The organism is Shewanella sp. H8 (assembly GCF_040285065.1).
Taxonomy (GTDB): domain Bacteria; phylum Pseudomonadota; class Gammaproteobacteria; order Enterobacterales; family Shewanellaceae; genus Shewanella; species Shewanella polaris.
Map to the genome: position 1 here is coordinate 3,400,073 of NZ_CP157213.1, position 20,937 is coordinate 3,421,009.

Annotated in this window: 20 protein-coding genes and 1 riboswitch; of the genes, 7 read left to right on the forward strand and 13 right to left on the reverse strand. The window is 42.1% G+C overall.

Annotated features, from left to right (window positions below):
• Window positions 1-205: 205 nt before the first annotated feature.
• The 4 genes from ABIS04_RS14720 to ABIS04_RS14735 all read right to left on the reverse strand — a co-directional run bounded on the left by ABIS04_RS14720 (window position 206) and on the right by ABIS04_RS14735 (window position 4,124).
• Window positions 206-601: a hypothetical protein gene (locus tag ABIS04_RS14720; RefSeq protein WP_350431525.1), complete on the reverse strand. Its 396-nt coding sequence runs from the start codon at window positions 599-601 to the stop codon at window positions 206-208.
• Window positions 602-669: 68 nt separating this feature from the next.
• The gene (locus ABIS04_RS14725) at window positions 670-1,272 is read right to left on the reverse strand and encodes a hypothetical protein (RefSeq protein WP_350431526.1); all 603 of its coding nucleotides are present in this window, start codon (window positions 1,270-1,272) and stop codon (window positions 670-672) included.
• Between the two features lie 816 nt (window positions 1,273-2,088).
• Window positions 2,089-2,889 carry a cobalamin-binding protein gene (locus ABIS04_RS14730; protein WP_350433448.1) on the reverse strand — a complete coding sequence of 267 codons (801 nt, stop codon included), beginning with the start codon at window positions 2,887-2,889 and terminating at the stop codon, window positions 2,089-2,091.
• Between the two features lie 197 nt (window positions 2,890-3,086).
• On the reverse strand, window positions 3,087-4,124 hold the full coding sequence (locus tag ABIS04_RS14735) for a DUF2235 domain-containing protein (protein ID WP_350431527.1): 1,038 nt from the start codon (window positions 4,122-4,124) through the stop codon (window positions 3,087-3,089).
• 131 nt (window positions 4,125-4,255) lie between these two features.
• On the opposite strand from ABIS04_RS14735, the gene ABIS04_RS14740 reads away from it, so the two are divergent.
• From ABIS04_RS14740 to ABIS04_RS14765, 6 genes are all read left to right on the forward strand, one after another.
• Window positions 4,256-4,798, forward strand: a complete 543-nt coding sequence (locus tag ABIS04_RS14740; RefSeq protein ID WP_350431528.1) for an isochorismatase family protein — start codon at window positions 4,256-4,258, stop codon at window positions 4,796-4,798.
• Between the two features lie 406 nt (window positions 4,799-5,204).
• Entirely contained in the window at window positions 5,205-6,515 is a 1,311-nt protein-coding gene (locus ABIS04_RS14745; protein WP_350431529.1) for an AarF/ABC1/UbiB kinase family protein, read from the forward strand.
• Window positions 6,516-6,585: 70 nt separating this feature from the next.
• Entirely contained in the window at window positions 6,586-7,374 is a 789-nt protein-coding gene (gene blaDIM, locus ABIS04_RS14750; protein ID WP_350431530.1) for a DIM/SIM/IMP family subclass B1 metallo-beta-lactamase, read from the forward strand.
• Between the two features lie 109 nt (window positions 7,375-7,483).
• On the forward strand, window positions 7,484-7,861 hold the full coding sequence (locus ABIS04_RS14755) for a VOC family protein (protein WP_350431531.1): 378 nt from the start codon (window positions 7,484-7,486) through the stop codon (window positions 7,859-7,861).
• Window positions 7,862-8,145: 284 nt separating this feature from the next.
• Entirely contained in the window at window positions 8,146-9,084 is a 939-nt protein-coding gene (locus tag ABIS04_RS14760; protein WP_059746541.1) for a hypothetical protein, read from the forward strand.
• Between the two features lie 169 nt (window positions 9,085-9,253).
• On the forward strand, window positions 9,254-10,978 hold the full coding sequence (locus ABIS04_RS14765; protein ID WP_350431532.1) for an RluA family pseudouridine synthase: 1,725 nt from the start codon (window positions 9,254-9,256) through the stop codon (window positions 10,976-10,978).
• A 152-nt stretch (window positions 10,979-11,130) separates the two neighbouring features.
• Here the strand turns inward: ABIS04_RS14765 and ABIS04_RS14770 are convergent, their stop codons facing one another.
• Together ABIS04_RS14770 and ABIS04_RS14775 are read right to left on the reverse strand one after the other, a co-directional pair.
• The gene (locus ABIS04_RS14770; RefSeq protein WP_350431533.1) at window positions 11,131-11,925 is read right to left on the reverse strand and encodes a 2OG-Fe(II) oxygenase; all 795 of its coding nucleotides are present in this window, start codon (window positions 11,923-11,925) and stop codon (window positions 11,131-11,133) included.
• An 80-nt stretch (window positions 11,926-12,005) separates the two neighbouring features.
• Window positions 12,006-13,373, reverse strand: coding sequence for an aldehyde dehydrogenase family protein (locus ABIS04_RS14775; protein ID WP_350431534.1), 1,368 nt, complete (start codon window positions 13,371-13,373; stop codon window positions 12,006-12,008).
• A gap of 135 nt (window positions 13,374-13,508) precedes the next feature.
• On the opposite strand from ABIS04_RS14775, the gene ABIS04_RS14780 reads away from it, so the two are divergent.
• Window positions 13,509-13,865, forward strand: a complete 357-nt coding sequence (locus tag ABIS04_RS14780; RefSeq protein WP_137226066.1) for a helix-turn-helix domain-containing protein — start codon at window positions 13,509-13,511, stop codon at window positions 13,863-13,865.
• Between the two features lie 243 nt (window positions 13,866-14,108).
• Here ABIS04_RS14780 and cobO read toward each other — a convergent pair whose 3' ends face one another.
• The 7 genes from cobO to ABIS04_RS14815 all read right to left on the reverse strand — a co-directional run bounded on the left by cobO (window position 14,109) and on the right by ABIS04_RS14815 (window position 20,705).
• Complete coding sequence (cobO, locus tag ABIS04_RS14785) at window positions 14,109-14,747, reverse strand: cob(I)yrinic acid a,c-diamide adenosyltransferase (protein WP_137226020.1); 639 nt, start codon at window positions 14,745-14,747, stop codon at window positions 14,109-14,111.
• A complete protein-coding gene (locus ABIS04_RS14790) occupies window positions 14,744-16,306 on the reverse strand; it encodes a cobyric acid synthase (protein ID WP_371833605.1) in 1,563 nt (520 codons plus the stop codon). The genes cobO and ABIS04_RS14790 overlap by 4 nt, the downstream gene beginning before the upstream one ends.
• Window positions 16,306-16,836 (reverse strand): bifunctional adenosylcobinamide kinase/adenosylcobinamide-phosphate guanylyltransferase, encoded by a 531-nt coding sequence (cobU, locus tag ABIS04_RS14795; RefSeq protein WP_137226016.1) that lies wholly within the window; start codon window positions 16,834-16,836, stop codon window positions 16,306-16,308. The genes ABIS04_RS14790 and cobU overlap by 1 nt, the downstream gene beginning before the upstream one ends.
• Window positions 16,836-17,621, reverse strand: a complete 786-nt coding sequence (locus tag ABIS04_RS14800) for an adenosylcobinamide-GDP ribazoletransferase (RefSeq protein ID WP_350431535.1) — start codon at window positions 17,619-17,621, stop codon at window positions 16,836-16,838. Before ABIS04_RS14800 ends, cobU begins: the two co-directional genes overlap by 1 nt.
• 9 nt (window positions 17,622-17,630) lie before the next feature.
• Window positions 17,631-18,686: a nicotinate-nucleotide--dimethylbenzimidazole phosphoribosyltransferase gene (gene cobT, locus ABIS04_RS14805; protein ID WP_350431536.1), complete on the reverse strand. Its 1,056-nt coding sequence runs from the start codon at window positions 18,684-18,686 to the stop codon at window positions 17,631-17,633.
• 110 nt (window positions 18,687-18,796) lie between these two features.
• The gene (locus tag ABIS04_RS14810) at window positions 18,797-19,903 is read right to left on the reverse strand and encodes an iron ABC transporter permease (RefSeq protein WP_350431537.1); all 1,107 of its coding nucleotides are present in this window, start codon (window positions 19,901-19,903) and stop codon (window positions 18,797-18,799) included.
• Window positions 19,896-20,705: an ABC transporter ATP-binding protein gene (locus ABIS04_RS14815; protein ID WP_350431538.1), complete on the reverse strand. Its 810-nt coding sequence runs from the start codon at window positions 20,703-20,705 to the stop codon at window positions 19,896-19,898. Before ABIS04_RS14815 ends, ABIS04_RS14810 begins: the two co-directional genes overlap by 8 nt.
• Window positions 20,706-20,783: 78 nt before the next feature.
• Window positions 20,784-20,915, reverse strand: a riboswitch (cobalamin riboswitch).
• Window positions 20,916-20,937: the final 22 nt, after the last annotated feature.

The window sequence follows — 20,937 nt, forward strand, 5'->3', positions numbered from 1 at the left end:
AAAGTTTACACTGACCCAACTAAATTTGGGGTAGAGATTTGAACCCTCCCCATAATTCTAAGACGCCTGTATACGCGGGTTGTACGAGTATTGGATTAGTTAATTGTTACACCAAACTGTTGTTTTTTATCATATGAAGAATGATGTCAGCCTCAAATGCTAAAGTTTAATCATAGTTATTGAGCCATAGTCTCTTGTTAGCGGGTTACTCTACTTTGTATATTTCTACACTGCCAACTTTCTTACCTTCCGCACTACCACCGTGATGGTGATAAGTTCTGCGGAAGAAAAACTCTACGTCTGTATTTTTTGAAATTAACACAAAATCAATTTTTGCACGTTTTAGAGTAGAAATAGCAGTTTTAATTGCTTTATTTGGACAATCAAAAGTTTGATCATCTTTTTGAAGGTTTCCGCTTTGTCTCAATATTCTTACTAGATATTTTCCATTTTCTTGTAGAGTTGAAACTTCTTCGAGTTTATCTAGATATACAACGCTATCATCATTGGGATCATCAAGTTGTTTATCTCTACTTGATGATACTGCAAATGTAATCAATATCATGATTACCCCAGCGATTATTGTGAGTGCTACTTCCACTTAATGTGCTCCATGCTGAACTAACTCGCTAACGCGTCATTCATGCGTCAGCAGGAATGACTTGCTTGTTATGGGGTGAGGGCTGCAACTTCATTTGCAACATTCTCTTGTACTTGTTTTAATATACATGCCGTTTCTCTTGCAACTATGCAACTACTGTCATTTTTACTAATGAGTTCAAAAACCTCTAATAAAATTTTTATACATTCATCTGAGCTAAAAAACTCCGGAACTTTGTTATAGTTTTCAAAGTCAGCACTTTTATTGTGTACCCAATGAGTTCTTGTTTTATCTAGAAGCACTAATTTATCAAATAGCTTATTAACTTCATTAGTATTTATTTTTAAAATTTCATTACAAATATACTGAAACCTTTGTGGAGAAGTACGTTTTTTCCCAGCTTGAGTTTTAGATGCATTATTTTGTATGTAGTCAAAATAAAATGCTTCTAAAGACATAGCAGTAAACGTTTGCGAAACAATCCATCTACTATCCCAACTAGGACATTCTAGCTCCATTTGCTCTTTTGTAAGAGTAGCTCCACCGTATTTAAGGTAAAGATATTTGAAATCATTCACCTTGTCGTATTGTTGTAAAACGACAACTTTGACTAAATAACCAAGAGCTGAAGCTCGCTCTTGATGAATAACTCCGTTTTCTTCGACTAACATTGATTAGCCCCATACAACTTATTGAACGGCTCGTTCGATAATGTCGTTTAAAAAGCAAGCCATGATATGTATTTATAATATTATCAATCAATTATACTTTTCGAAATTAATCTACATTACGACTTTAGGCTTGCTTCATGAGTTAGTTGATTTTAATTAAGCTAAATCTATATAAAATCAGTTCATTCTGTTAAGCACAATCTAACCTGTAAATAATAGTTTCTATCGAAAGCACATCAATATTTCAATAACTTTTTATCAAAAAACAAAGCCATCATGTATGTTTCTGAGAGTACAGTTTTAGTAACGTAGTTTTGCTGTTTTTAATAGTAAATGAATACATCTAGATCGTAATAATGAAATAGCACATGCTGAATACACTGGAGATTACTTGGCAATGGACCGCTTACTCATTAAAGAGTAACAAGTTTTGGGGCAAAAACGAGCTAGTCGCTGCTTTAAAATGTACAAATTCAACTCTGAACCTGAGGCCGTTGAAGAAAATAGCGTGAAGCTCACATGGATGTGAGCTTAGCTTTCGAGGTACAGGATGTACCATAGGAAGCGTCAGCATTTTCGAATAAGGCCGAAGCAGCTTACAATTGAAGTTAAAATCTGGATTAATTTCCGTCGCGACTTTTTCGCTCTTTGAAAATGTTGCCGGAACGGCAGGGGTGATCCAAGAGGGGATTGCTGTTGATCCCCTTTTGGCCCGTGCAGGGTGGAACCTTGCGATCTTATTTCAAACGAAATTTGAACATTCTGGTGTGGCAGCAGGCCATAAGAAACAGTGCCCACACTCACCAGTTCAACCACCTACCCTCTTACTTTATCCAACGCCCCACAAACAGCATTAACACCTAAAATAGCCCTTGGTGTTGCCCGATGCAGTAAGTCTGCATCAAACTGATATATATGCTGGTTTTTTACTGCGGGGAGCTCTGGCCAATCAGCCCAATTGATACCTAAAACATTGCCCTCATCTTGGCTTTGTAAAATTACTTCGGCGCCTGTTAGCAATACATTTTCAATGCTGATTTGTGGGTATTCACTGGCAGCGTCATAAAACACATTCTCACCATGACACACTTCAATCAAGTTTTGGATCCAACTGCCTTTTGCAACCGTCATCAGCGGTGTTGACCATAATTGATAAAATACTTTTACAACTGGTTTAGCTTGGTTTTTTAGCTTAATTTGCGCTAACTGCTGGCGATAATCGGTCGCCACTTGCTGCGCTTGTGCTTGATGTCCAGTCAGTTGGCCTAGCAGTTCAAGATCTGTCGCCACATCAGCCAAGTTTTTAGGGTCGCTATTAAATAGCTTAAAACCTAAATCGCGTAACTGATTAATATCTTCCATTTTATTGCCGCTTTGCCACACCACAATTAAATCTGGATTAAGCTCAATGACTCGCTCTATCTGAATGCCATAGTAGCCACCAATACTAGGGATATTTTTAGCTGCTGCAGGATAGTCGGCATAATCAGTGGTCGCCATAATCGACTCCCCAGCCCCTATAGCAAAAAGCATTTCAACTCCATGGGGCGACAAAGCGACTATTCGTTTGGCGGGCTGCTTTGGCTGTGATCCTTGTTGTAGATCTTGCCCTGCTATGAGTTCAGTTGCCGGTAAAACTAACGACACTAACAACAATCCAATGGCTGTACTCAATGATAAAAATAAACGTAGCAAGATATTTTCCTTAATTGTTAATGCAAACTAAAACGGGCTAATTGAAAGCGATTAATTAAAACGGGTTAATTCAAATGATAAATTGGAAGCTGTTATTTAAGCTCAGTTATTCACAACAGTTAATCGACCAGTTTGTCGGGCCAGCCATAGCTATCTATATAGTTGACTATGTTTTCAGGTCGGTAACTGTCGTCATTTAACCAACGCGTTTTAACCGATTGATGCAAAAATATTGGTACTTTCTCTGGTTCTAGCTCGCGTATAAAGCGTTTTTTAATCCGATAAAAGCTGCGGTATGACTCTTGAATATCCGCCATTGGATTAGGTTGTAATGTATCAGATAAATGCAATTCCACCGTTAAATCGAATCTCTTTGCTTGGCTAATCATCCACTGCAATGCAATATCTGACAAAGTGCTACCGTCTGAATCTGGCACATAGCTGCCACCAACGTTGCTGTGGGCACCAACAAACCAAACTTGCTGAATATCAATACCACTTCTGGGTTGCCAAATCGTCGGTTCAAAATCACTACGATGTTCATCAATTGCTAAAGCATGGCGCGCCACTTTGACATTGTGGCCAAGTTTGGTGTCGTAAAACTCATCTTTATCTTCAAAAATGCCTAAAAATGATAACGGAATCCCCATTGCGCCTACCGTATCCCACACGCCCACAAACGCCACTTCGCGCGATGGGTGTGAATGTTGCTGACGAAACTGCACCGATCGTTCACCGTCTGGCGCGAAAGGTTTCGTTTTCATTTTATAATGGTCAAACGCTTGTTGAATAAGCTTGGCATCAGGACGAGTAACAATACCGCAATTATTGATTAGGCCACACAAACAGCGCACGGTATAGGCGCCGCGACTAAAACCAAACAGGTAAATTTCGTCTCCGGCTGAGTAGTTTTGCACAATATAGCGATAGGCATCCATAATATTTTTATTCAGCCCGCGCCCAGTTATGCCGCCAATAATAGCATCGTGAGATGAGCCAATTCCCCAATCATAAAATACCTGTTGAGGTGCACCATCATCCGCAATGGGTTTGATGGCGCGGGCAAGTTTAAGCACATTAGTGGCGTGATCTTTTTCAAGATCTTTCTCGGGTCGATTCCAGGTTCCATCGGAACAAATGACAATGCGTTTTTTCATATCAATCCCTGACACTCCAGCATGAACAATCATATAAACTAACATAGCCATAATAGACTAAATGCTTATTTTCACCATGGACAAAATAGCCAATACTCAAAAGCTCACTACATCTATTCGAGTAACTGACCATGATAACAGCAGAACAAAGTGTATTAATGATTGTGGACGTACAAGGCAAGCTTGCACAAGTTATGCAGCAATCAGCCCAATTACACCAAAAGCTTGCGGTATTAATTCAAGGTGCACAGCTATTTGATATTCCTATTATCTGGTTAGAACAATTACCCGATAAATTAGGCCACTCCAGCGAAGAACTCGTACCATTGTTGTCGCAAACCTCCCAACCCATAGCTAAAAAACACTTTAGTGGCTGGCATTGCGACGAAGTAAAACAGCAGCTGACAACATTAAAGCGCAATAATGTCATTCTAGCGGGTATTGAAACCCATGTTTGCGTTTACCAAACCTGCAAAGACTTATTAGCTAATGACTATCAAGTCCACTTGGTTGCCGATGCCGTTTCATCAAGGGGGACAGACAATAAAGTTCTTGGGGTACAAATGATGCTTAATGATGGTGCCCAACTCACTAATGTAGAATCACTGCTGTTTGAACTACAACATGTTGCCCAAGGCGATCGCTTTAAAGCCTTACTTAAATTGATAAAATAGCCATAAGTTATTAGTGTCCAAAAATCTATCAAAGGCGTATTCATCAATCGTTATTGAGTTCGCCTTAAACCTATCACTCTAACTAATTAGTCAGGTTATTCTTAGTAATATAACCTGAGCTCGGGATAATAAACGCCTTTCAAACAGCCCTTTGTCCTGCTAACTGTGTTGAATCGACTTACAATAGGCTAGCTATTGACGCGTCAATTCACCTTGTTAGCATAACAAATGACAAGCTTGAAAGTGAGCTTGGTTAACATGCTGATGTTAAATAGCTAAGTTCATTCCTTATCCCGAGTTCAGGTTAATATAATTTCGAATTAGACATCATTGAATCTGATCATATAACTCTTCATAAGCGTACAATAAAACCAATCTAATCGTTGTATTGCAGATAAAGACCATCATGAAAAATAATGAATCCAAAGTACCAACCAGCCGATTATCGCGATTATCAAAAATGGGGGGATTGGCTTCTCGCCTAGCGGGTAACGTGCTGCTTGAAGGTGCAAAACAACTTAGCAAAGGTCAATCACCTAAGTTACAACAGCTAGTAATGACCCCAACCAACATTGGTCATGTTGCCGATAAACTGTCACAACTTCGTGGTGCGGCGATGAAAGTGGGCCAAATGTTATCAATGGATGCTGGTGATTTAGTCCCTCCAGAACTAGCAGATATATTAGCTAGGTTGCGTTCAGACGCCAAAGCCATGCCCCATAAACAATTAACCACCTTATTAATTCAACATTGGGGCCGCGACTGGCTCGCTCCGTTTGCCCAATTTGAATTGCGCCCTTTTGCCGCTGCATCCATAGGCCAAGTACATTTAGCCTATTTAGATACAGGGGAAAAACTGGCGATTAAAATTCAATATCCAGGTATTAGAGACAGTATCGATAGTGATATCGACAACGTAGCGACATTATTAAAAGTTTCACGTCTTATTCCGGCAAACGTTAAACTGGATACCTTACTGGCAGAAGCCAAAGCCCAACTGCATAACGAAGCTGACTATCACTTTGAAGCAGAACACATTGAGCTTTATCGACAGCAATTGGGGGAGAACTCCAGCTTTATAGTGCCTAAAGTATACAAACAGCTCAGTAACAACAGTATTTTAACCATGCAATTTGTTGAAGGTGTGGCGATTGAATCTGTAACACAAGCGTCACAGGCGGTTCGAGACCATATCGCTAGCGAGTTAATGGCTTTATGCTTTAAAGAGTTATTCGAGTTTAAATTAGTCCAGTCTGATCCTAACTTTGCCAATTTTCAGTACCAAACTGACACTCAAAAAATCGTCCTATTTGACTTTGGCGCCACTCGTACTATTAGTGATGCGCTATCGCAGGGTTATCATGAACTCATGCAAGGTGCAGCAACACAAGACAAGCTTCAAATGGCATCCGCAGCCAAAAAAATTGGCTTTTTTAAAGATAAAATGGACCCTGGCCATCAACAACTGATTATCGATATCTTTTATCAAGCTTGTGAACCGCTACGGTTTGAAGGCGAATACGACTTTGGCCAAAGCGACTTAGCCAAACGAGTTACTCAAGCAGGTAAAGCAATCAGTACCCAACAAAATGAATGGCATACTCCGCCAACCGATGCTATTTTTATTCATCGTAAATTAGCAGGTATGTATTTACTGGCAGCTAAACTCAAGGCTAAAGTGAACGTTGGCGAGCTATTTTCTAAGTATCGAGGTTAAATCGCCACTCTTTATAAAACACGGTAATGATGCCTGTTAAATTACACATTTACTCAAACAAGGCATCATCATGACGTTAAATCATTTTTGGCGGTTTTGCTCTATTGTTAGCGTAGCGATGCTCATGATAAGTGCGCCTTCGTTTGCCCATGAAAACGAACAACAAACAGTTCAAAGCAACACCGATGCAGCCCAAAGGCCACAGCAGCAACCCGCTGAGCTCACCCTATCGCCTCTTGTGCCAGATGTGTATTTACACCAGTCATATAAACAGGTCAACGGCTTTGGATTAGTTGAGTCAAATGGCCTAGTGGTGGTGCAAGACAAACAGGCGTTTATTATTGATACTCCCTGGACAGATAGCGATACCGCCAAGCTTGTGGATTGGATTACCCAGCAAGGTTTAACCGTTACAGCCACTATATCGACTCATTCACATCAAGACCGCACAGGTGGAATTGGCTACCTTAACAGCCAAGGTATCGCCACCTGGGTGTCAGATAAAACTCAACTTCTATTGACCGCTAACAAACTCAGCAGCGCAAGCCACACATTTAGAACTAAGCAACACACACTTCAGCAGCAACTCATTGAAGTGTATTATCTGGGCGCAGGCCACACGGTCGATAACCTGGTGGTGTGGCTGCCTAAGCAACAGATTTTATTCGGCGGCTGTTTAATAAAATCACTGAGTTCACGCACTCTTGGTTATACCGGTGAAGCAGACCTAGAGCAATGGCCGCTTACAGTGGCAAAAGTACAAGCACAATTTACTCAAGCAAAAATTGTCGTACCCGGGCATGGCAAAATAGGTGATACTTCACTGCTAAGCCATACCATAGACTTGTTAACACAGTAATCTCACATCAGCACTGATTTAATAATGCACTATTTACAACCATATAAAAACCATATAAAAACAGTTAGTTAATTTACAGTTCAGTTGAACTTACACAAGGAGAGTCACCATGTTTAGTCACGTTATGCTTGGCGTTAATGATATCGAAGCGTCAAAAAAATTCTATGATGCCATTTTAGGCGCATTAGGTATTGCTGAGGGTAAAATAGATCCTAAAGGTCGCTGTATCTACATGACCCCAACAGGTATTTTATTACTCACTAAACCGATTAATGGTGAACCTGCATGTCACGGTAATGGCTCAACTATTGGTTTTGCTGCAGAAACCCCAGCATTAGCCGATGCATGGCATGCAGCTGGCGTTGCTAATGGCGGCACCGCCTGTGAAGACGCTCCTGGCGTACGTTCAGGCGCAGGGATGGACTTATACCTAGCCTACCTTCGTGACCCCGATGGCAACAAGCTGTGTGCTCTGAACCGAGTGTAAAAGACTAATATAGCCAATCATCTCTCGGTAGTCACCTAATAAGCGAAGCACTTATGCTTCGCCTATTTTCTTTAATAACAACGTCTTGCCAATATTAACCGTCATAATTATTTGCATTTACATTTACACCACAAAAAAACACTTCAACTTACCAACACGAAGTTTCGCCCTTTGAATTTTTTCTTTATATAGCGTAAATAAATGTAAACTTATCGGTATTTGATTGAACCGGACAAAGTGCAAGCTTAGTATTGTCGGCACAATGCATTTAAGTGGAATACCCAATGCAATCTACAATATTACCGTTATTACTACTCGCCAGTTTTGCAACAATCGCTGCACCATTGAATTACAACGGTACGGCACATGTTATTGAAGGCCAAGCAACAGTAACAAAAGCTAACTTATTTACCTGCCAACATGGTCAGTCGCGCTCATCACCTATCGGCGTAAAAACCGACAATGGCCAAGAGTTTATAGTGCCTGCATCAGTTCAATACCAACAACAATACTTCACTGCTGACCTATATAATGAATGCTCAGGGATAACGCCGGCATCAATAAATGAGGTTGATTTATCGTCAGTGCCGGTTATCGAAGTCGATAAAGATGGCGAGATAGTAACCGGCTATATTTTTGCCGATAATTACTTCGAACTGTTTATTAACGGTAAGCTCATCGGCGTTGATCCTATTCCTTTTACGCCTTTTAACTCTAATATCGTCCGATTTAAAGTTAAAAAGCCTTATGACATCGCTATCAAAGTCGTCGATTGGGAAGAAAGCTCAGGGTTAGGAACTGAGAATAATCGCGGTAAAAAATATCATCCCGGCGACGGCGGCTTAATTGCCAGCTTCTCTGATGGCACAGTCACTAACGCAGATTGGTCAGCGCAAACGTTTTATACCGCACCCATTTATGACTTAAGTTGTGCGACTGAAGTCGGTCAACAACGGTTAACAAAAAGTTGTAATACCGAGGGAAGAGATAGCTATGACAAGGCTTATTCGCTGCACTGGCAAATACCTCAAGACTGGCCGACTAACAATGAATATGTCAGTTGGCCTAAGTCTGTTGAATTTACCGAACAAGAAATTGGCGTAGACAACAAAAAAGCCTATATGAATTTTCAGCAGCAATTTTCAGGTGCGGGGGCAGCGTTTATTTGGTCAAGTAATGTCATCCTGGATAACCTAGTATTATTTAGATATCACGTTAAGTAGCGAAGTGATTATTCTGTTAGGATGCCAAAATTATTGGCATCCTATTTTGATTAAAAACTTCACTTCTTTTTTCTAACAAATATCTCCCTATCGCTAGAAAAACTAACTAGATGCATCACACACCACTACGGGGTAAAATAGCCGCCCGTTTATGCTGTGAGTGTATGTAATGACTGTTAGCGATCCGTGTTTTATTCCTTTTAATGATGCGATAGCGTTCAATAGCACACTTGCAGAACAAGGATTGCCTGAGTCTTTTACCTTTCCGTTTTATTACCAACCTCACCCTTTAACCATATTGGCAGCACAACAGTTGCAACAGGATCTGCTCGAGGCTAATCCTTGGCAGCATAACTTTGGCCTACACAGCCAACAAGATCGCGGCATGGTAATTGGTAAGATGTTTGGAGTGTTGGTGGTAAAAGACACTCACGGACAACTGGGTTTTTTAGCATCATTTTCAGGCAAATTAGCCGATCAAAATATCTTGCAGCCCTTTGTACCGCCAGTGTTTGACATGCTGACCCAAGACAGCTTTTTTAACGCTGAAAACAAGCAGATTAACCAGATTAACCAGTTACTCCATCAACATGAAAGCGACCCGTTACTGGCAAGCTTAACCACGCAGTTAACTCAGCAACAACAGCAAGCAGAACGTGAGCTTGAGCAGCAACGCAACGCAATAGTTGAAAGTCGAAAACAACGTAAGCTCGCCCGTGAACAAGCCGATAACGCATTAGCCCAGGCCGATATCAGCAGTGATGAGTATAAAACCTTATCAATTGAGCTTAGTCGCCAAAGCGTGCAGCAAAAGCATCAGCTCAATGCATTAAAGCAGCAGTGGCAGACACAAATAGACACAACACAAACACAGCTAGGCGAGCTGCAACAACAAATAAAAAAACTTAAACTTCAACGAAAACAATTATCTAACAGTTTACAAAAAAAGTTATTTGCTCAATATCAGTTTTTAAATATCCTGGGTGAAGTGCGTGACTTAAACACTATTTTTAACGATGCACCTAATCACTTACCGCCCGCGGGTGCAGGCGAGTGTGCTGCGCCTAAGTTACTGCAATATGCATTTATTCACCAATTTACTCCGATTGCCATGGCTGAATTTTGGTGGGGAACATCGCCCAAATCAGAAATAAAACAACACAAAAACTACTACCCAGCTTGTCATGGAAAATGCCGTCCAATTCTCACCCACATGCTTAAAGGCATGCAAGTTGATGATGACCCCTTGCTGATTAATCCCGGTAAAGACACTCAAATAGACATTATTTATCAAGATGATGTGATGGCCATAATCAATAAGCCCGCGGAGTTATTATCGGTACCCGGTAAAAATATTACCGACAGCGTATTTAGTCGCATGCAGCAACAGTTTCCCAATGCCACTGGGCCATTAATTGTCCATCGCTTAGACATGTCGACCTCAGGTTTGATGGTAATAGCGCTCACCAAAGAGGCCAATAAAACCCTGCAGCAGCAATTTATTCAACGCAGTGTAACCAAGCGATATATTGCGCTTATAGAAGGCACCCCTGATACCGAACAAGGCGATATTAGCTTGCCACTTAGAGTTGATTTAGATGACAGGCCAAAGCAGCTGGTGTGTTATGAATACGGCAAGCATGCCGAAACATTTTGGCAGGTACACCAACGTCAAGGCCTGCGCACTTTAGTGCACTTATACCCTAAAACCGGACGTACTCATCAATTACGCATGCATTGCGCCCATCACGATGGTTTGCATATGCCGATTGTGGGTGATGATTTATACGGTGTCGCCACCAACAGATTGCATTTACACGCCCAATATTTGGCATTAAATCATCCAACGACAGGTGAAAGCATGGTGTTTGAAGTAGCGGCCGATTTTGAATAATGCCTATCACTATCTTGAAAAAACCATATTCAAGCTGTCGATATTTAAGCCTATTTCATCGTTGAAAAACACTCATATAAACCACCACTAATACTTGAATAGAAATATTAAGCATTAGGTAAGCTTATCGCTACGCGACCCCATCAGTAACGCTATAACTCAAACAATACATCGGTGCGAATGATGTATTTAATCCCTTGATAAATCGGTTCTGAACTGTGGATACAATGCAGAGGATGCATGCCATGAGGAAAACAAAGCACGCTGCCAGCAGGGGTTCGTACATCCACGGTTTTAACATTATCGCCATGTTTAGCTGGTAAATCTGGATTGTCAGCATTGACTAAAAAGCGCGTAGCACCACCCTCAAAATCATCGGTCAGTAAGATTAAAAAGGTCAACAGACTGTAACGATCGCCAAAAGCATCCCGCACTAATTCTCCGTCGATGACTTGGCTGCCTGGCCATGAACCATCTGAATGCGGCTTAAAAAAATCGCCTTGGTTATAGCGATAAAAACGAAATCGATTATTTAATCCTAAAGCAGCTTTACCACCAAAAATACCTAGGTTGTCATCCATAAGCGATTTAACTCTATTCCAAATAACCTGCTCAGTGGCATTATCTACCACCCAGGTTAAACTGTCGTTATGACGCACATGACGAGGCAGAGACACCGCCGCATCAGGTAAAAAGCCCATAGTTTCACTTGCAGATATTAATCGTTTGCACTCATCGGCCGACAATACATTGAGTAATTGAAACGCCCCAGGCACTTCGGCTAACATTTTTTTACTCACACTTGGCTGCTGTGCATCAGCCAACGCAGCATCATTAAGCTCTGCGATGTTGGCTTTATGATTCGCCCATGTCGGTAACGCAGGATGTTCAGCTCCGGGTTCACGTGCCACGACAAAATAATCTGAATTTACATTTGTTGTATTCATTTTTTATACCTTTAACCATAACGTGGGCCAACGATTGTTGACTGAAAATAGCGAGTTAAATGCTAGCTGGCCCCAAAAAATTAATAATTCATTACCCGCACTTGGGCAAATTGACGATGCCCAGCCGCAGTACCATGAAAGCCAAAACCACTTTGCTTAGCCCCTACCCATGGCGCATTACCTGCCCCAGCACCTTGATTAACGCCGACCATGCCAGCTTCAAGTTGCTCAGCAACGGCTTTAGCGCCTTGGCCACCAAATACCACAGCAGCTAAACCATAATGACTGTTATTAGCACGACCTATGGCTGCATCAATGTCGCTAAAGTGACTAATCGCCACCACAGGGCCAAAGGTTTCTTCTCCCTCTAACAGCATGTCAGGGGTAATACCTGTGACCACGGTAGGGTGAATGAACGGTAATGGATAATCATCACTACCCAGTAACAACCTGGCCCCTTTGGCTTTAGCATCTTGTAACTGCTCAAGCACTTTCTGGTGCTGAGCTGGATTGACTATCGGGCCAATATTCACATTCGCTGCGTCCCATGCGCCTACGCGATAGCGGCTGGCTAAAGCTACTACTTTTTGTTCAAACTCAGCGGCAATACGCTCATCAACATAAACTCGTTCCGTTGAGGTACACATCTGTCCGGCGTTTTCAAACGAACTGGCGACAGCGAATCTAACCGCAGAATCGATATTGGCGCTGGCCATCACAATCAAGGGGTCATTGCCACCCAGCTCCATTACCAAACGTTTTAAGCCAGAAGCTGCATTGGCCATAATGTTTTTACCAGCGGCCATTGAGCCTGTAAATGCCACCATATTAATGTCTGCAGCCACTAATGCTTGGCCAAGGGCTTTATCACCTTGAACCACTTGCAACACATGTTCTGGTAACACTTTATTAAGTGTTTTAATAAACAACTCAGCCACTAAAGGCGTCAATTCCGACGGCTTTAATATCACACTGTTACCCGCTATAAGCGCAGGCATCAGTAAGTTATTGGCCATGGCTATCGGGTAGTTCCAAGGCGAAATCACAGCCACAACACCTAATGGTCGATATTGTAATTCCGTACGATTATCAATTTGCTCAGTCGTTAAGGCATCACTTATTTCACTGGCAAAATAAGGCGCATTTTGTATCGTTCCTCCCACTTCATAAGTAGCGCGACGATAATCTTTACCCATCTCTTGACCTATAAGTGTTGCAAGCTCATCTTGTACGGCCACCAGCTGCTGATACGCTTTAACCACATATTGTTGGCGTTCTATTAACGGCAAACTTGCCCAAGCTTTTTGAGCAACTTTCGCATTGTTTATCACTGCGGGTAACAGCTCAATAGGGGTTATTTCGACACTACCGACCGCAATGGCTTCAATGTGTTCACCACCATCAACTTTGTGATAACTCGTGGGATCGTAAGAGGTTAATACTGCCATAGAGAAACATTCCTTAATGGTATTAAAGTGGCGCTAGCCTGTTTGTTTGATAGATGAATAGATTTATTGATAACCATTTTGATACAATGGAATACAAAAGCAACTAGTATACTTTTGGTAACCTAGGTTGGATTAATGAAAACTAAAATTGAAACAATGACTAACGGTCAAAAAAAAGTTATCAATGCTTGTGCTGAACCCTGCTCGGTCGAGCGCGGTATGCGTGTATTAGGCGGTAAATGGAAAGCATCAATTTTATGGCACCTGCAAGATGGCCCAGTACGATTTAATGATTTATCGCGCATGCTAGGCGGGGCAAGTAAAAAAATGGTCGACCAACGCCTTAAAGAATTAGAAGCCCAAGGGTTAGTGACTCGTCATGTGATTAGTGATCGTCCTATTGCGGTGTCTTATGCTATAACCGATTTTGGCCGCACAGCCTTAGACATTTTAGAACGCTTAAAAGATTGGGCTGATGAATACGTTGTTTAGCAAAGTACTATGGTCTGTTACTCACCATAAAGATACTGATGAAACATTAGCAAAAAGTATGCGCTAAGCTTTGAACGCCTTGAAACAAAATGGCGAATTAGAAAAAATCACCGCTCGTTAGTTTGTCCCTCATGTTAATTCTGTGGTCACAGACCAATAGCGGTAATATTTAACGTCATTGAGCAATCAATTTAGTGCTAACAATATCGCAGCGCCCAAGCGATATTGTCTACTAATTAAAATTTAATAATCAAAGCCTAACTGCGCTTTAATACCTTCGTTAAACGCATGTTTAATGGGTTGTACTTCGCTCACCGTATCGGCTAATTCAATGATGTCACGGTGACAAGCTCGGCCAGTAATAATAACGTGTTGCATCGCAGGGCGATTTCTTAAAGCCGTTAATACCCGTTCAAGTTCGATATAGTGGTAACTCACCATGTAAGTTAATTCATCTAACAAAACCATGTTAATCGATTCATCTTTAAGTAACTTTTCAGCTTCAAGCCAGGCTTCCATTGCTGCTTGAGTGTCTTTTTCTTTGTCTTGAGTTTCCCAAGTAAAACCTGTGCCCATGACATGAAATGGCACACCTGCACCCTCAAGTAAATTACGCTCGCCGCACGCCCAAGTACCTTTAATAAATTGTACTACTGCGGCTTTATGTCCATGGCCTACAGCGCGAGTAATCGAACCAAAACCAGAGGTTGATTTGCCTTTACCGTTACCAGTTAATACTAACAAAATGCCTTTTTCGTCTTGTGCGGCGGCAATTTTGGCATCCACCCCCACTTTGACTTTCTGCTGGCGGGCTTTATGACGTTCAGCTTTGCTTGCGTCAATAGCGTTATCTTGTTCAGTGTCGTGGTTATCAGTTGTCATGCAATTAATCCTTTCAGTGTGTTCATGTCCAAATGCGCTTCTAATACGTCGGCAAGACGATTTAGTTGCTGCTCGCGGATTTGGTTAATATCAATATGCTGCGCGTTGGTTAACCCTGCCCAGCCTAATATGAGTTGGCACGCTTGGGGGCTGTCAAACAAGCCGTGTATATATGTTGCTAAAATTTGTTGGTCATTACTCAGTAAGCCGTCGAGTTTCGCCTCCGGCAACGGTTGATCGGCCACATGTTTAATCAACATGGGTTGCGTTAGGTCACCTTGAGTGAGTGAAGACTCACCACAATGAATTTCATAGCCACTAAACTCGGCCTGCTGGTCTTGTAAGCGTAAGTGACCCCTTACTTGAGTTAAGGTTTTACTAACCGTTAATACGGTAGTAATAGGCAATAGGCCCAATCCGTCACTGCAACCAGCGTTATCTTCAATGCCTAAAGGGTCATCAATAAGCTCACCCATCATTTGATAACCGCCACAAATACCGATGACTTTACCGCCGTAACGTAAATGATGTTTGAGCTTAATATCCCAACCTTGCTGACGCATAAAAGCTAAATCCGCACGGACATTTTTACTGCCAGGCAAAATGATGATATCGGCGTGAGGCCACACCGCCGAACTAGCATCGCTTTGCATGCTCACATAATGAAAATCAATTTGTGGATGTAAGCGCAGCGGATCAAAGTCGGTGTGATTACTGATCCTCGGGTACACTAAAACCAATACAGTTAACCTAGCGGATGTGTCTGTTAATGGATTAATGGGCGTGTCAATTAATGCATCTTCAGCATCTAGATGTAAGTCGTGTAAATACGGTAGCACGCCCAATACTGGTTTATTGGTGTATTGTTCAAGCCAATCGATTCCCGGCTGTAATAAGCTCATATCGCCTCGAAAACGATTAATCACAAAGCCTTTAACCCTCGCTTGCTCACTTGGACTTAACAGCGCTAACGTACCCACCAGATGCGCAAAAACGCCACCTTTATCAATGTCAGCAATAATGATCACAGGGCAATCGGCTACTTCGGCAAAGCCCATATTGGCAATATCACCTTCACGTAAATTGATTTCGGCAGGACTACCCGCACCCTCTATCACCACCAATGAGTATTGCTGTTGCAAGCGCCTGTAAGATTGCATTACCGCCGCCAAAGCTAAGGTTTTATAGCCTTGGCTCTGTGGACCAAAAAAAGCCTTGGCTTCTAATGTGGTTAACGCTTTACCGTGAATAATGATTTGGGCGCCAGTGTCTGAACTTGGTTTTAATAATACGGGGTTAAAATCGGTATGAGGTGGGATGTTACATGCAAAGGCTTGTAGTGCTTGGGCGCGGCCAATTTCGCCACCATCGACAGTAACCGCACTGTTTAACGCCATATTTTGTGGTTTAAAAGGTGCTACATTGACGTGTTGCCGGGAAAATACTCGGCATAGTCCAGCAACCAGTGTACTTTTACCCGCATCAGAAGTGGTGCCTTGTACCATTAATGCGCCATACAATTGTGGAATGGTTGAAGATTGATCGTCAGCCAATGACATTATGCTTTTAAGACCAAAGGCAGCCCAGCGACCACCAAAGTAACTTGATCAGATATCGCCGCTACGGCTTGATTGAGCCAACCGGCTTCATCAACAAAACGGCGATTTAACTCACCCATAGGAACAATGCCAGAGCCCACTTCATTGCTGACTAACACCACATGGCTTTGTAATGCAGACAAACTGTCGATGAATAATGACTTTTGGCTGGCCCACGAGGCGCCATCATTTAATAATAAGTGATTGGTTAATAATAAGGTCAGGCAATCAAGCAATATCACTTGTTGTGGTTTATCTATTGCCACTAATGTTTGGGCAATATCGTAAGCTTGTTCGTGCAATGTCCAGCTATGGGCGCTGGACATACGGTCTTGTTGGTGTTGATTAATACGCTCAGACATTTCATCGTCTAATGCTGTTGCTGTGGCTAAGTAAACACATGAATAACCAATCGCTGCGTATTCGGCCACACATTGCTCGGCAAACCGACTCTTACCACTACGCGCACCGCCCAACACCAAATGAATCATCAGCTTATCCCAACCGCTAAAATTACCAGATAACAACACACTTCACTAATTTGCTGTGCTGCGCCTAAGGTGTCGCCAGTATAACCACCAATTTGTTTACGGAAAAAACCGCCCAATAAAATACGCGCCAACCATAAGCCAATAAACAACACAAAAGCGACAACCCCATTAAGCCAGAGCAACACAAAAATACCACTGGCAAGTAAAATAAGTAAGTCGTTTAACTGTTGATTTTCCGCCATTGGTTTCGACTTGCTGCTGTCGTCGTCGCGCACATATTGCCCACTAAAAATTAAGCTACCAGACACAACGCGACTGAGAGTATGACCCACTATAAGCGCACTTACCGCAGCCATTGGGCTATATAATGCTAACTCAACTAACAATTGCCATTTCAGTAATAGCACCAACACTAACGCTAAAGCACCATAACTGCCTAAGCGCGAATCTTTCATAATTCGCAGTTTATCTTCTACCGTCCAACCACCACCAAAGCCGTCTGCTGTGTCAGCTAAACCGTCCTCATGAAAGCCTCCGGTCACTAATACACCCGCCACCATTGCTAGCAAAATCGCAATGCTCGCCGGTAAAATAAGCTGCGCGAGCCAAAAAACCAACGCACTTATTAAGCCTATGACTAAACCGACCAAGCCAAAATAACGGCTAGCTTTGTTCAGCTCGTCACTGTCTATCATTACCCATGATGGAACAGGGATCCGAGTAAAAAAACTCAACGCCACAAAAAATAAATTTAACTGCCGCAACCATTTTATCTCGCCAGACATTTTATTCCTTTAAACCACATTATTAACGCCAGCATCATCGAAACTGGCCATTTGATTGTAAAAATTCACCGCAGCGTGAATTAACGGTAACGCTAACGCAGCACCTGTACCCTCTCCAAGTCTTAAACCCAGCGACAGCAATGGAGTTGCTTGTAACTGTTTTAAAAGAAGCTTATGTCCCTGCTCTTGCGACTCATGAGCAAAGACTAAATAATCTCTTGCTTGTGGAAATAATGTTACCGCAACTAATGCAGCAGCAGTAGCGATAAAACCATCTATTAGCACTAATATTTTTTGTTCCGCAGCAGCCAAAATTGCCCCAGTCATTTGCACAATTTCAAACCCACCTACATGTGCCAAAATAGCCTCAGGAGACACTAGTTCATGTTGATGTAAATCAAGCGCTTGGTTAATTAATTTGGTTTTGATTACCAAGGTGGCATCGTCTATTCCAGTGCCTCGACCAACACATTGTTCAACATTGATATTAAGCATAGCTGACATTACCGCTGTCGCGGCAGATGTGTTGCCAATACCCATTTCACCCAAGGCAATAATATTGCAACCAGCATCAACATGACGGCTAACCAACTGGCGAGCAAGCTCAAACCCCAATGCGACTTTTTCAAGCGACATTGCGGCAGTCAAATGCATTGCATTAGTACCCGCGCCTAAGCGCTGATCAATCACTTTGGCTTGGTCTGTTAGTGGCTGTAATATTCCACAATCAATTATCTCCAGCTCAAAACCCACTTGGCGACAAAACACATTAATTGCCGCACCACCTTGAACAAAATTTTGTACCATTTGTATGGTGACTTCGCTAGGTGCAATCGAAACACCGAAAGCAGCAATACCATGGTCGGCAGCAAACACCAACATGGTCGGTTTTTTAATTTGCAGTGGTGTACTTAAAAGGTGTTGATTACCACTGTGCTGCACCCGAGCGATCTGCAATGCCAACGATTCAAGTTGCCCTAACGCCCCTAACGGTTTGGTTTTTTGATTAATCTTATGCTGAATATCATCATCAACTTTAGGGCTAATAGGCTCTATCACAAACATCACAACTCCAATAACTTGTGCAAATACATTTCAACATAATGTGCATCACAGTCCATATAAAAGTACTTAATAAAGTGCTTATCACTGTTCACATTCGAATGTCTAAAGGATTAACGGCGCTGGCGCAAAATAAACAAGAAAAATACACTGCCTAATGCGGCTGTAATAATACCGACTGGCAGTTCTTGATTGCCTAAAATACATCGGGCTATCACGTCAATCCACACCATAAACAAACCACCTAACATGGCGGTTAAGATCATCGGCTGACGTCCAGAGAACAATAGCCTAACGGTATGCGGGATCATCAACCCCACAAAACCAATACCGCCACAAGTCGCCACCAACATCGCGGTGATCAGTGAACACAATAACAACATACTTAAACGTAATTTGGCGACATTAATACCTAACGTGTGCGCAGTTTCATCACCTGCTTGCAGCGCCATAATTTGCCGTCTAAATGCCAACATAATCAATAAACTTGCACCAACCGTAACACTGGGTAGCAGTAAATTAGACCAACTTGCTTTAGCAAAGCTGCCTAAGCTCCAAAATAACACTGACGCTGCAGCTTGTGGGGTAGAGAAATACAATAGCAAACTGGTTAATGCACCAAACAAAAATGAGGTCGCTACACCAGACAACAACATACGTTCAACTTGACTAGTTCGACCAGAACCCGACAAGATAAACACGATCAATACCGACAAACTCGCACCAATAAACGCACCTATTGGTATGCTTAACGTTGACCAAGACCACCAAGCTTGTGGCGTATAACTTGGTTTAATGGTCAATACCCCAGATAGAAAATCAGCAAATAAGCCCGTTTGACTGAATAATGACACCACCAACACAGCACCAAATGACGCACCAGAACTAATGCCAAATAAATAGGGATCGGCTAACGGATTACGGGTGACGGTTTGCAGCACACTGCCAGCAATTGACAACCCTGCCCCCGCCACAAAAGCTAACAATATCCGCGGTAAACGTAATTCAAGCACAATACGTTGAGTTAGCGTTGTGCCATGATCATTTCCAACAATAGCACTGGGGATCTCATTACTCAGTAAGCTATTAAAGCTCATTAACACATCGTTAATATGTATATTGGCCGCGCCAAAACTAGCCGCAAAAAAAGGGGTGATCAGCGTGGCTAAAACCAACAAACTGAAATACAAATAATAGCGACGTTGTGATGCATCAATCATGATCTAGGCGTCCTTTCTGACTTGCTTGGTAACCATAAAAATAGCTAATAAGCGGCTTACCGTTTTGCGGATGGTTATTAATATCGCAACACACACCAAACACCTCACTAATTTGGCGTTCGGTAAGCACTTCTGTTGGCGTACCTTTAGCAATTAACTTGCCGTGATCAAGCAGCAATAATTTATCGCACATCGCACTGGCTAAATTCAAATCATGGATAGAGGCTATAACACTAATACCTAATGATTTAACCAATTCAAGAATTTGAATTTGATAACGAATATCTAAATGATTGGTTGGTTCATCTAAAATAAGAATATGAGGTTGTTGCACAATAGCGCGGGCAATCAAGGCACGTTGCTTTTCGCCGCCAGATAACAGTTCATACTGTTGCTGTGCTTTTTGTTGTAATCCCACTTTGGTTAATGCACTTAACACACGCTCGCGGTCTTGGGCAGTGTTAGCGTCAAATAAGCCTTTATGCGGTGTCAGCCCCATCGCCACTAACTGCTCGGTAGTGATGTCAAAATAATGCGGAGTATCTTGTTGTACCACAGCAATGTTCTGCGCTAACAACCTAGAAGAATATTTACTGATGGATTTAGAAAAAATGTTTATATCGCCGCTGGTCGGCACAATGTAACGGTACAAACAGCGCAACAGACTAGACTTACCTGCACCATTTGGGCCTATAACACCTAACATCTGCCCTTGAGATAGACTGAAATGAATATCCGCCAGAATCGTTTTATTATCGATTTGCCAAAAAAGATGATTTACATCTAATACAGATTTAGACATGTAAGAGACCTCGCCATGTCCAATTAATTAACACATACATCTATTTAATAACTCCCCTAAGTCACCCGCTTAGGCATGGATATTGAGGCGATTCAAAGCTGGTATCTGACTTATGCCCCATACGAAATGGGTCATTTACAGTTGCGGGTACAGTTTGGGCTTATCCCAATTCCCAATACCTTGAAAAGCACTATTATTTTGAAGCTATGATCTTACAACAATGATCTTAAAA